We start from the raw sequence: 11,564 nt of genomic DNA, 5'->3' as shown, positions 1-11,564 counted from the left end.
AGGCGAGAGCATGGGTGATCTGAAGCTGCCGGCTGCAGTGAGCGCGGTTGCCGTCGGTGGAGCATTGGGGGCACTGAGCCGATACGGTCTGGGAGAGCTGTTCCCCCACATCTGGACGACGCTGGTCATCAACGTCGTCGGCTCGCTCATTCTCGGCATACTCGCGGCCCTGCTGGTCCACAACAAGGTGGGGTACCTCTTTCTCGGCACCGGGTTCTGCGGCGGCTTCACGACCTTCTCGTCATTCGCGGTTCACGCGGTGACGGAGAGTCCGTGGCGATCGATTCTCTATGTACTCGGGACGCTGATTCCTGCCATCCTCGCCGCAGCGCTGGGCAAAGGGCTCGGTGAACGCTGGATCCGTGCGCGGGACGGGGTGTCGGCATGACGGTTCTCCTGGTGGCACTCGGCGGCGGCGCGGGTGCGAGCGGCCGGTACCTGTTGGCGCGGTATGTGCCCGCTTACAGGGGATTCCCGGCTGCAACCTTCGCCGCGAACGTGATCGGCTGCTTCCTGCTCGGATTGTTCACCGGGGCAACTCTTTCCACCGAGATGGCCGCGCTCCTGGCGACGGGCTTCTGCGGCGGCCTGTCCACCTACTCGACCTTCGCGACCGAGAATGTGGGCATGGTCGAGCGGCGTCAGACGATGCTTTCGCTGATCTACATCGTCGTCAGTCTGATCGTCGGCTTGTCCGCTGCGTGGGTGGGAATCCAGATCACGGACTGACGTATTCGGCGTCGAGCGTGCACGCCACGCGGCCAGGGTAGACAATTGTCCACAGTCGCGTCGACACAATGGTCGACCACCGGGCCGAGGGGGATTCGTGGCGCACGAACGAGCAGGACAAGTGGCTCTGCCAGAGGATCTGATCGACGTTCCTCATCTGGTCACCGCGTATTACACGCGCACTCCTGATCCCGAGAACCCGATGCAGCAGGTACTTTTCGGCACTTCCGGACATCGCGGTTCCAGTCTCGACTCGGCTTTCAACGAAGCTCATATCCTGGCGACAACCCAGGCGATCGTCGAGTACCGCGCTTCGCAGGGAATCGACGGCCCGCTGTTCATCGGCCGGGATACACACGCGCTGTCCGAACCCGCCTGGCTCTCCGCGTTGGAGGTCCTCGTCGCCAACGACGTCGTCGTTCTTGTCGACTCGCGCGACGCCTACACGCCCACCCCGGCTGTGAGCCACGCGATCTTGCGATACAACTCGACGGGGCCGGAGGCCAAGGCCGACGGTATCGTCGTGACACCGTCACACAATCCGCCTCGTGACGGCGGCTTCAAATACAACCCGCCGCACGGCGGACCCGCGGACACGGATGCGACGTCGGTTATCGCCGACCGAGCGAACGAGCTACTGCGCAAAGGGCTTTCCGGGGTAAGGCGCGTCACGGCAGCGCAGGCGCTGGACCGCGTCGAACGCTACGACTTCCTCCGCTACTACGTCGAAGATCTCCCCTCTGTCCTCAACCTCGATGCGATCCGCGACGCCGGAATCCGGATCGGTGCAGACCCCCTCGGCGGGGCAAGTGTCGACTACTGGGGCGCGATCGCCGACACTCATCGACTCGACCTCGAAGTGGTGAATCCTCTCGTGGATCCGACCTGGCGGTTCATGACGCTGGACACGGACGGCAAGATCCGCATGGACTGCTCGTCGCCCGACGCGATGGCGTCGCTGATCGGGATTCGGGATCGCTACGACATCGCGACCGGAAACGATGCGGACTCCGACCGCCACGGCATCGTCACTCCCGACGGCGGTTTGATGAACCCGAATCACTATCTCGCCGTTGCCATCGAGTACCTGTTTGCGAACCGGCCAAGGTGGGGCGCAGATACCAAGGTCGGCAAGACCCTCGTGAGTTCCTCGATGATCGACCGTGTGGTCAGCGGCCTGGGTCGCGAATTGCTCGAGGTTCCGGTCGGGTTCAAGTGGTTCGTTCCAGGATTACTCGACGGGTCTGTGGGATTCGGCGGCGAGGAAAGCGCCGGCGCGTCCTTCCTCCGACACGACGGTTCCGTCTGGACGACGGACAAGGACGGCATCATCCTTGCGCTGCTCGCCTCGGAAATCACCGCTGTGACGGGAAAGTCTCCGTCAGCGCACTACGCCGCGTTGGCCGAGAAGTTCGGGAGCCCCGCGTACGCACGTATCGATGCGCCCGCAACACGCGCACAGAAGGCAGTCCTGGCAAAGCTGTCTCCTGATCAGGTGAGTGCAACCGAACTGGCGGGTGAGCCGATCACCGCGACACTGACAGCGGCGCCCGGAAACGGTGCGGCGATCGGTGGTCTCAAAGTGACGACGGAAAATGCGTGGTTTGCAGCGAGGCCGTCCGGCACGGAGGACGTGTACAAGATCTATGCCGAGTCGATGAAGGGCACCGATCATCTGGCTCAGGTTCAGGCAGCGGCCAAGGACTTGGTGTCCGGAGTCTTGAAGGCGAACTAGCCCGCGGACCCCTCATGTCGCCCGGCTAGAATTCCGGGCGACATGAAAACTCGTGCAGCCAAGCTGCCACAGGAAATTTGGGTACTGGTCGCCGCCAGCTTCGTCATCGCCCTCGGATTCGGATTGGTCGCTCCGGCGCTACCGCAGTTCGCGCGAAGCTTCGACGTATCGGTCACCGCCGCCACGATCGTGATCTCGTCTTTCGCGTTCATGCGATTGGTGTTCGCGCCGATGAGCGGCTCTTTGGTACAGAAACTCGGTGAGCGACCGGTCTACATCGTCGGCCTTCTGATCGTCGCGGTCTCGACCGGCGCGTGCGCTTTCGCGGGGGAGTACTGGCAACTTCTGCTGTTCCGGTCGTTGGGCGGCATCGGGTCGACCATGTTCACCGTGTCGGCTCTCGGGCTGATCATTCGCATGTCACCGCCGGACAGTCGCGGCCGCGTGTCGGGTCTGTACGCGACAAGCTTTCTCATGGGATCGATCGGCGGCCCGCTGGTCGGCGGTGCGCTGTTGCAGTTCGGTCTCCGGATGCCGTTCATCATCTACGCAATTGCGTTGGTGATCGCCGCGCTCGTTGTCTTCGTGAGCCTGCGTGGATCTCATTTGGCGTCACCGGACAAGGCTGTCGATGTGAAGTCGATGACTCTCACAGAAGGCCTCCAGTCGCCGGTGTACCGGGCAGCGCTCGGATCGAACCTCGCCTTCGGCGGGGTCATCTTCGGAGTTCGCGTTGCCATGGTCCCCCTGTTCGTCGTGGAGTTCCTCGATCGGGATCCGTCGATTGCGGCCTACGCCCTGACGATCTTCGCCGTCGGCAATGCGTTGGTGTTGATCGTTTCCGGACGACTCTCGGACCGCTTCGGACGCAAGCCCTTTGTCGTGAGCGGCCTGCTCATCTGTGGTGTGGGCACCATCGCGATGGGATTCACGGACAACCTCGTGGTGTTCTTTGTCATCGCTGCAGTGACGGGCGTCGGTTCAGGGCTCATGAGCCCGGCTCAGCAAGCAGCGGTTGCCGATGTGATCGGGTCGACGGCTCGCGGCGGACCCGTCCTGGCGGTATTCCAGATGATGTCGGACATCGGTGGGGTAGTGGCGCCGATTTGTGCCGGGCTGATCGCCCAGCATGTGTCGTACTCTGCGGCCTTCGCGGTGATGGGAGCGGTCGTCGTCGTGTCGGCTACGGGTTGGTTGTTCGTCCCGTCGCGAACGAAGACAGTCGAATCCGTCGTCGAAGATCTGACTGATGTGACGGTGCTTACGGATACGCCTGCGCGGACAAACCTGGACTGACCGGGCATTCTGTACTCTCGATCGGGTGGCAATTCGTATCGTGAGTCTTGTAGCCCGATTGGGCTTGGCAGCCGTCTGGCTGATCTCCGGCGGGCTCAAGTTCCTTGATCCCGTGCAGACGAAGATCGCGGTGCGCGCCTATCAACTGTTGCCCGAGTCACTGGTGGGTCCGGTGGCGACGGCTCTTCCTCTGGTCGAGATAGTCCTGGGACTGCTGATCCTCGTCGGTCTGGCGGTTCGAGTATCCGCCGCAGTCTCGGTGGTGATTCTCACGGTCCTCATCGCGGTGATCATTTCGGTGTGGGCCAGGGGATTGTCCATCGACTGTGGATGTTTCGGCGGCGGCGGTGCTGCTGACGTCGGTGCTTGGGACTATCTGAAGGAGATTCTCCGGGACCTCGGCTTCATGGCGCTTGCCGTGTGGCTGCTCGTGTTCCCGCGTTCGCCGTTGGCATTGGGCCCCGGATCACGCGCGGCGTTCTCAGTGGATACTCAGTCTTCAGTGGCAAGGTAAGCAATCGGTAAATCGTTTCGACGCACGAAGGACTGCATCAGCGTGAGCACCAAGAGCAGCAAGAACAAATACTCGCCGGAACCGGTCTCGAGCCGCTCCACCTACATCATCGGTGGCCTCGCAGTGCTCGTGATCGCGGCCCTCGTCATCGGCGGTGTCTTGTGGACGAACAACAAGAACAAGCCCCAGAACGACGGCTACGGCTCCGTGCAGAATTCCGAAGTTGCCGTCACAGTGCAGGACAACGGCGTGGTGCTGCTCGGCAAGCCCAGCGCCGCAACGACCATTGATCTCTTCGAGGATCCGCTGTGCCCGGCTTGTGCTGCTCTCGAGCACCTCAGTGGCCAAGCGCTCTCGGCTGCCGTTGACAACGGTGACGTCGCCGTTCGCTACCACATGCTGAACTTCCTCAACCGGGCGTCGGGCAGCGGTGACTACTCCACACGGGCCGGCGCCGCTCTGCTGTGCGTCGCTCAGAGTGGCGACGCGATCGCGTACTCCGCATTCCACACAAAGCTTTTCGCGACCGACACGCAGCCTGCGGAGGGCGGCAGCAGTGACCACACCAACGACGACCTCGCCCAGATCGCTCGGGATGCGGGCGCATCCGAAGATGTGGCAACCTGCATCTCTTCCGGCACCAACGTCGAGGCCGCCGCAACCAACGCCGCAGCCGCGAGCCAGGCACTCAAGGATGCCGGATCGACCGGGACCCCCACCGTCGTGGCAAACGGCAAGATCGTTGACACGCGCAGTAGCGACTGGGTTTCCAAGCTTTCCTGAGTCGAAGCGGCCGCTCCGATGAGGAGCGGCCGCCTCCCTCTGAGCAGGCGATTTGTTGCCCAGGATCGAAGTGGTGTAACTTTCTTCAAGCAAGCGGAAAGCAGAAAAGCCGCTGCGAGTTCGACTGTTAGAGTTAATTGAATACGGGGCTATGGCGCAGCTGGTAGCGCACCACACTGGCAGTGTGGGGGTCAGGGGTTCGAGTCCCCTTAGCTCCACCCAACACAAATGCTCTGCACCAATCGGTGCAGAGCATTTGTCGTTTTCGGAATGGGGAGTCATGCGCGCACACGTGGTGATAATCGGTGCAGGATATGCGGGCGCCATGGCAGCGAAGCGGCTGCTGAGAACTCGTTCGGACGTCACGGTCACCGTCGTGAATCCGCGCCCGCACTTCGTGCAAAGAATCAGGCTCCATCAGATGATCACGGCTGGCTACGACGCGACGGTCTCGTTCGACAGGGCGCTACCGCGTGCGGCACACCGAGTCTTCGGAGAGGTGACGACGATCGAGGCGAGGCTCGGCAGGCTCACCCTCGACGACGGCAGTGTGCTCGACTACGACTATCTGGTCTACGCAGTCGGAAGTGGGCAGTCACCCACCACTGGGGCGGCGGAGCACAGGTTCAGCGTTTCCGAATTCGAGGACGCGGTACGCCTAAAATCCAGGCTGGCGGCTCTCGATGAGAAGGCTGCAGTCTGTGTTGTCGGCGGCGGTCTCACCGGGATCGAGACTGCCGCAGAACTGGCTGAGCATCGAAGCAGCCGAATCACTTTGGTGACGGGTGGAATCGTGGCCCCGGACCTGTCAGAGCGTGCGCGATCGGCAATTCTCAGAACATTGACCGATCTTGGGGTCGATATTGTCACCGAATCCCGGGTGACTCGGATCGATGATGCGTTTTGTGAGCTAGCGGGAGGCGTGCGGGTGGAGGCAGATTGCACGATTCTCGCGACAGAATTCGGCGTCCCGGAGCTGGCGCGCCGAAGTGGCCTTCCCGTGGACGATCTCGGTCGCCTGAAACTCGACGACCGACTCGAATGCCCGTCCCACCCCAACATCGTCGGTGCGGGCGATGCGGTTGCGGTCGGTGATCTGTCACTGAGGATGAGTTGTCAGGCCGCGATTCCCTTGGGAGTCCATGCGGCCGAGACGATCCTGCATCGACTCGAAGGTTCCGCGCCGCGCCCGGTGGCTCCGCAGTTCGCAGGCCGGTGCATCAGTCTCGGGAGGCGGCGAGGTGTGTTCCAGCGGACCACTCGTGTCGACGACGCAACGGGCATGTTCGTCGCAGGCAGGGCGGGTGCGTTCGTCAAGGAACGAGTGTGTTCGTCGACGACCGACTGGGCACTCACTCCGCGCCGCTCTTTCTTCTACAGCTGGACATGAGCAGCGCTGGTCACGCTCGATCACAGACTCGATCGATGATCGCCGCAGTCTTGCGGACGTACGGTTGGCGGACGACGTCTTCGTGGCACGCGTCGACGTCGTCGAAATCGAGTGAGCCCGTGGCAATGAGTGACCAGATCTCGCGTCCACGGTTGTTGGTGGCTCCACGGATCACGGTGACGGGCGCAGAGCACTCCCGCATCCGATGCTTCCGGAGCGCCTGGCCTCCGATGTAGAGGAACACTGTCCACTGGGTGGCCGGTGGGTACTGCAGAATGCCGGCGAACAGCGTGCGGATCCACATCGCGGCTACGGTGCGTCTGGTCGGCTTCCAGCGGGTATTGGTGGATGGTTGTGGTGCGAGGTCGACGATCGATGGATCCAAACTGATGCCCGCACGGTCGGCTAGTCGTGCGGCAGTGTCGGTGGGGATTCTGGTGTCGAGAACGGTGACGTGCTCGACAGCGTCACCGGTCTCGGACAGCTGTGACGCCATTTCCAGCGCCACGTAGCCGCCGTACGAGTAGCCGGCGAGGAGGTAGGGGCCCGTGGGCTGAATCTTCTTGATTTCGAATATGAAACGGCGAGCGCTTGCCTCTACCGACCGATCGGGCAGTCCGCGAGATTCGAAGCCGTGTGGCTGAAGTGCGTAGACCGGGCGATCGGTGTTGAGCGCGTTCGACAAGGTGGACAGTGTTGTCGAGGGGCACCCTGCACCGTTCATGATGAACAGCGGTCGCCCTGACCCTTCGAGCTTCAGTGGAACCATCGTGTCGTGAGAGACGCGATCGTCGGGATCGATTGTGCACCGATCGATCAGCGCTGCAAGGTCTTTGACGGTGCTCGCGGTCGCGAACTCTGCCGCCGTGATCCGGACCCTGAACATGTCGTGAATTTTGGCCACCACCTCGGTCGAAGCAAGGGAGTCGCCGCCGAGCTCGAAGAAGTCGTCCTCACGGTCGATGGAATCGATGCCGAGAATCGACTCCCAGATCGAGGACAGCCACAGTTCGGCAGGTCCGGCGAGAGTTGGGGGAGTGTCCCTCACCGCGACGGATGGCAATGTTGTTCTCTCGACCTTCCCCCTTTCGTTACGGGGCAGCTCGGCCATGAGAACAAAATGTCGCGGAAGCATCCAGGCGGGCAGGTATTTCGCCAATTCCCGCCGCATCTCGGCCCCCGACCGAGTCATCACGGCTTTGGTCAGGACCACGTAAGCGACAATCTCCGGTCGATCGTTCTCCAGTACGGCAGCGACGAAAACATCGGCGACGCCGGGAATTCGACGAATATGCGACTCGACTTCCATCGGTTCTACCAGGTAGCCCCGAATCTTGACGGCGTCGTCAACCCGTCCACGCAGTTGTAGTTCGCCGTGTTCGTCGATGCGGCCCCGGTCACCGGTCCGGTAGATACTCACCCCCTCGCCGAGACGTGTGAATCGTGCTGCAGTTCGATCCGGGTCGCCGTGGTATCCGTCGGCAAGATCGCTGGAGACAACCTGTATCTCGCCGATCTCCCCGTCGGGGAGAGGCACGCCGTTCACATCGACGATCTGAACGTCCTTGCCATCGCGAGCACGTCCGGCCGGCACCACTCCGTCGGGCAGTTCGGAATGCGGCGGGAACGCGTTGTATGCGACGACGCCGGTCTCAGTGGTGGCCAGCCAGTTGACATAGGTGACGCGAGCAAAGCCGTGACTGCGATGGCGCGCGTAGTCCTCGCCGTGAACCGGTTCCCCGTACGTCACGACGACCCTCAGCGATCCGAGCGAATTATCCAGTGCTTCATCGGATTCGAGATCCGACCACGCTCGCAGGAATGACGGTGCGCAGTGCGCGGTCGTGATCGAGTTCTCGATCAGCCAGTCATCGATTCCCGAGACTCCGTCTGTGCGTGGATCCCAGCAGAAGACCGTGACTCCGTTCATCAGTCCCATGATCAGGGCCGTGATTCCGGCTCCGAAACTGACGGGCAACAGGTTCCCGATGTGATCGTCGGGTCGCAGGTCGATTGCTGCGGCAAGTTCGTCGGCTTTGTTCAGGCACATGGAGTGGCTCAGCACGACTCCCTTGGGGGCTCCGCTGGTCCCGGACGTGAACGCGATCATGGCAGGGTCGGAACTGGAGGGTTCAAGTGCGTTGTCGAAACGGAAGCCCGTTGCGGCTGATTCGTCGAGTATCGACTGCAGCGCGACGGCACCCGAGGTGCTCATGATGTGCGCTCGCCGGGCCTCGGGGAGTTGTGGGTCGATCATGACCAACGGCCGACCGGAAATCAGAGTGGCGAGGATGGCGGGTACCGACTCGGCGGTTGGTTCGAGATCGACCGCAACCGGGCAAGCCCCGTGTGACCCGCGCAGGCGAAGTTCGCGGACCAATGCGTCGGTCCGGAGTTCGAGTTCGGCGAAAGTGATCCGGTCGCGCGGAGTCACGACGGCAACGGTGTCGTGCTGCATCGAGGTAACTCGGCGCCACCTCGACTCGATCGTCTCGTCGATGACTGCGTAGCGCGTGCGCTCTAGACCTAAGTCGACAACCTTCATCACAGTAGCTCCGTCCGACTTTCAGCTATCTTTTAGCAAAGACTACATAAGGTATGTGAAGTAGGTCCATAACAAACCAAAAGTAGTTTTACATACGTTCCCATCCTCCAGTCCGTCAGCTCCGAATGCTTTGAGGAACCAATGCCGATCGAGCGTTGTACAGACGAGGAGCAGTGATATGAAGTGGTCGGGGCGAAGTGCGATTGCGATTGCGGGAGTGTGCGCCGCAGCGGCGATGTTTTCGGGAACCGCGCAGGCGAGCCCACTCTGGGAACCCTTGCAGCCGGTGGCGAACCTGGACGCCGCGCGCTACGTAGGGGAATGGAACCAGGTGGCGGCGATTCCTCAGCCCTTCAACCTCGCGTGCGCGAAGGACACCCGGGCGAGTTACGGGATAGTCGATTCGTCGAACGTGAGCGTGAAGAACACGTGTACGACGTGGACCGGCCAAGCCAACGAGATCGTCGGGAATGCCCGAGTTACCGATCCAGCAACGGGTGCCCAGTTGCATGTGAGCTTCCCCGGGGTGCCCTCACAGGAAAGCTTGGACGGTCCGCCCAATTACATCGTCACGTATATCGCCGACGACTATTCGTGGGCCCTGGTGGGCGATCCGCTCAGGCTTTCCGGGTTCGTGCTCTCACGGTCGCCGGTCGTCGACGCGGCAGGCTGGAGTGAAATCCGCCGGGTCGCCGAATCCCGTGGATACAACGCGTGCACGATCTTGACGTCACCGACCACCGAGGGCACTTCGGACATCCGCCCACTCTGCACGGTGTGAGTCTGCTGTCAGCGTGAACCTTCCGAAGCCACACTCCACTACGATCACTGATCGGTACGTGTGGTTTCGGAAGGTTGTGTGGTGGCGAAGAAGCAGATTCCCGTAATAGTCGTCGCAGGCTTTCTCGGTTCGGGCAAGACGACGCTGCTCAACCATCTCCTGCGTAACAACGACGGCGTACGCATCGGCGTGATCGTCAACGACTTCGGCTCCGTCAACATCGATTCGATGATGGTCGCCGGTCAGGTCGATTCGATGGTCACGCTCAGCAACGGCTGTTTGTGCTGTGCTGTCGACGTCTCCGACATGGACGAGATGCTGAACAAGCTGGCGCACCGGCAATCAGGGATCGACGTGATCGTCGTCGAGGCCAGCGGGCTTGCCGAGCCGCGGAACATGATTCGACTCGTCCTCGGAAGTGAGAACCCGTCCGTCGTCTACGGCGGCCTGGTGGTCTTGGTCGACGGAGCCAATTTCTCCACCGTTCGCAGCGAACATCCCGAACTCGATCAACACGTCCGCCTGGCAGACCTGGTGGTAGTCAACAAGATCGACAGCGTTCCCGCCGCCGAGCGCGAGCAATTCTCGGCCGGAATTCGTGAGTTGAATCCGCGAGCGCCGATAGTGGAAACGTCGCACTCGCGGATAGACCCCGCTCTGTTGTTCGATTCCGGTGAGGTGACCCCTCCCGCTCCGGGCGATCAACTGAGCCTTGACGAGCTCCTGCGCGACGGACTCGACCACGATCACGGGCACGACCACGAGGACGGCTCCTGTCACCACGATCACCTGCATCATCGCTACGAGTCGGTTGATTTCATATCGGAGACACCACTCGATGCCAGGGCTCTGACGCACTTTCTCGAGAATCAGCCGTCGGGTGTTTACCGCATCAAGGGATTCGTGAACTTCGAAATTCCCGGGTACACAGGAAAATTCGAGATCCAGTCGGTGGGTGATCATGTTCGGATCACCCCGCTGCGATGGAAGTCGGGCGAACCTCGAACTACGCAACTGGTCGTGATCGGTACCGGGATGGATTCGGGAGCGGTGGGCAGAGCCCTGCGCACCTGCGTACGAGAAGAAACGGCCGAACCGCACCCCGACGCCATGCTGGGATTGCACCGCTATACCGTCGGAGCGTGAGTGAATCCGATGTATCCGTGTACGAAGCGATTCGGCGACGGCGAGACGTTCGCGCCGAGTTCTCGGGAGAGGTCATCCCGGACGAAACCCTGATGCGAATTCTCGACGCCGCTCACCGCGCGCCGAGCGTGGGAAACACGCAACCGTGGGATTTTGTCGTCGTTCGTAATCCGGAGACGCTCAACACCTTCGCGGCGCACGTCGCCGATGCCCGGATGAATTTCGCGCAGTCTTTGCCCGAGGATCGCCGCTCGACGTTCGACCCCATCAAGATCGAGGGAATTGCCGAGAGCGGTACCGGGATCGTCGTCACTTACGACCCGTCACGCGGTGGCCCGAACATCCTCGGCCGCCACACCGTCGACGACACCGGCCTGTTCTCGGCAGTGCTCGCGATTCAGAATCTGTGGCTCGCCGCGGTAGCCGAGGAGATCGGGATCGGCTGGGTCTCGTTCTACGACGAGAAGTACCTCACCGAACTCATGGGCATTCCCTCACCCGTTCGCCCCATCGCCTGGCTCTGCGTCGGGAAGGTGACTGAATTCCAACAGGTTCCGGATCTCGAGCGCTTCGGATGGCGACAGCGCCGGCCATTGGCCGACGCTGTCCACTACGAAACCTTTTGAATTGTGCCTGTGCGGCCTA

Annotated in this window: 11 protein-coding genes and 1 tRNA gene; 11 read left to right on the top strand and 1 reads right to left on the bottom strand. The window is 61.9% G+C overall.

Features of this window, described 5'->3' with window-relative positions:
• Positions 1 to 10 precede the first annotated feature (10 nt).
• The 8 genes from ACFQ6Y_RS19075 (at position 11) to ACFQ6Y_RS19040 (ending at position 6,447) form a co-directional block, all read left to right on the top strand.
• On the top strand, positions 11 to 388 hold the full coding sequence (locus tag ACFQ6Y_RS19075) for a CrcB family protein (RefSeq protein WP_283303647.1): 378 nt from the start codon (positions 11 to 13) through the stop codon (positions 386 to 388).
• On the top strand, positions 385 to 729 hold the full coding sequence (crcB, locus tag ACFQ6Y_RS19070) for a fluoride efflux transporter CrcB (protein WP_378635887.1): 345 nt from the start codon (positions 385 to 387) through the stop codon (positions 727 to 729). Before ACFQ6Y_RS19075 ends, crcB begins: the two co-directional genes overlap by 4 nt.
• Positions 730 to 826: 97 nt before the next feature.
• Entirely contained in the window at positions 827 to 2,464 is a 1,638-nt protein-coding gene (gene pgm, locus ACFQ6Y_RS19065) for a phosphoglucomutase (alpha-D-glucose-1,6-bisphosphate-dependent) (RefSeq protein WP_378635882.1), read from the top strand.
• A gap of 42 nt (positions 2,465 to 2,506) precedes the next feature.
• The gene (locus ACFQ6Y_RS19060; RefSeq protein WP_378635877.1) at positions 2,507 to 3,760 is read left to right on the top strand and encodes an MFS transporter; all 1,254 of its coding nucleotides are present in this window, start codon (positions 2,507 to 2,509) and stop codon (positions 3,758 to 3,760) included.
• Between the two features lie 25 nt (positions 3,761 to 3,785).
• A complete protein-coding gene (locus tag ACFQ6Y_RS19055) occupies positions 3,786 to 4,274 on the top strand; it encodes a MauE/DoxX family redox-associated membrane protein (RefSeq protein ID WP_283303651.1) in 489 nt (162 codons plus the stop codon).
• Between the two features lie 42 nt (positions 4,275 to 4,316).
• Positions 4,317 to 5,057, top strand: a complete 741-nt coding sequence (locus ACFQ6Y_RS19050) for a thioredoxin domain-containing protein (RefSeq protein ID WP_378635872.1) — start codon at positions 4,317 to 4,319, stop codon at positions 5,055 to 5,057.
• Positions 5,058 to 5,202: 145 nt separating this feature from the next.
• Positions 5,203 to 5,275, top strand: a tRNA-Ala gene (locus ACFQ6Y_RS19045).
• 62 nt (positions 5,276 to 5,337) lie between these two features.
• Positions 5,338 to 6,447, top strand: a complete 1,110-nt coding sequence (locus ACFQ6Y_RS19040) for an NAD(P)/FAD-dependent oxidoreductase (protein ID WP_378635868.1) — start codon at positions 5,338 to 5,340, stop codon at positions 6,445 to 6,447.
• Between the two features lie 10 nt (positions 6,448 to 6,457).
• On the opposite strand, the gene ACFQ6Y_RS19035 is transcribed toward ACFQ6Y_RS19040, so the two are convergent.
• Positions 6,458 to 8,992, bottom strand: a complete 2,535-nt coding sequence (locus tag ACFQ6Y_RS19035; RefSeq protein WP_378635865.1) for an alpha/beta fold hydrolase — start codon at positions 8,990 to 8,992, stop codon at positions 6,458 to 6,460.
• A gap of 178 nt (positions 8,993 to 9,170) precedes the next feature.
• Here ACFQ6Y_RS19035 and ACFQ6Y_RS19030 point away from each other — a divergent pair, with 178 nt between their 5' ends.
• The 3 genes from ACFQ6Y_RS19030 to bluB all read left to right on the top strand — a co-directional run bounded on the left by ACFQ6Y_RS19030 (position 9,171) and on the right by bluB (position 11,545).
• Positions 9,171 to 9,773, top strand: a complete 603-nt coding sequence (locus tag ACFQ6Y_RS19030) for a lipocalin family protein (protein ID WP_378635860.1) — start codon at positions 9,171 to 9,173, stop codon at positions 9,771 to 9,773.
• A gap of 81 nt (positions 9,774 to 9,854) precedes the next feature.
• Positions 9,855 to 10,919: a CobW family GTP-binding protein gene (locus tag ACFQ6Y_RS19025; RefSeq protein ID WP_378635856.1), complete on the top strand. Its 1,065-nt coding sequence runs from the start codon at positions 9,855 to 9,857 to the stop codon at positions 10,917 to 10,919.
• Entirely contained in the window at positions 10,916 to 11,545 is a 630-nt protein-coding gene (bluB, locus tag ACFQ6Y_RS19020) for a 5,6-dimethylbenzimidazole synthase (protein WP_378635852.1), read from the top strand. Before ACFQ6Y_RS19025 ends, bluB begins: the two co-directional genes overlap by 4 nt.
• The last annotated feature ends 19 nt before the right edge of the window (positions 11,546 to 11,564 follow it).

Source organism: Rhodococcus sp. NPDC056516, assembly GCF_042794655.1.
Taxonomy (GTDB): Bacteria; Actinomycetota; Actinomycetes; order Mycobacteriales; family Mycobacteriaceae; genus Rhodococcus_F.
The sequence above is the reverse complement of the archived record's forward strand: the minus strand, read 5'-3'. Positions and strand labels throughout refer to the sequence as shown.

Bases quoted from the DNA above. Each gene is read 5' to 3' on its own strand.
- ACFQ6Y_RS19075 (WP_283303647.1), top strand. From the start codon at position 11: ATGGGTGATCTGAAGCTGCCGGCTGCAGTGAGCGCGGTTGCCGTCGGT.
- crcB (WP_378635887.1), top strand. From the start codon at position 385: ATGACGGTTCTCCTGGTGGCACTCGGCGGCGGCGCGGGTGCGAGCGGC.
- ACFQ6Y_RS19060 (WP_378635877.1), top strand. From the start codon at position 2,507: ATGAAAACTCGTGCAGCCAAGCTGCCACAGGAAATTTGGGTACTGGTC.
- ACFQ6Y_RS19040 (WP_378635868.1), top strand. From the start codon at position 5,338: ATGCGCGCACACGTGGTGATAATCGGTGCAGGATATGCGGGCGCCATG.
- ACFQ6Y_RS19035 (WP_378635865.1), bottom strand. From the start codon at position 8,992: ATGAAGGTTGTCGACTTAGGTCTAGAGCGCACGCGCTACGCAGTCATC.
- ACFQ6Y_RS19030 (WP_378635860.1), top strand. From the start codon at position 9,171: ATGAAGTGGTCGGGGCGAAGTGCGATTGCGATTGCGGGAGTGTGCGCC.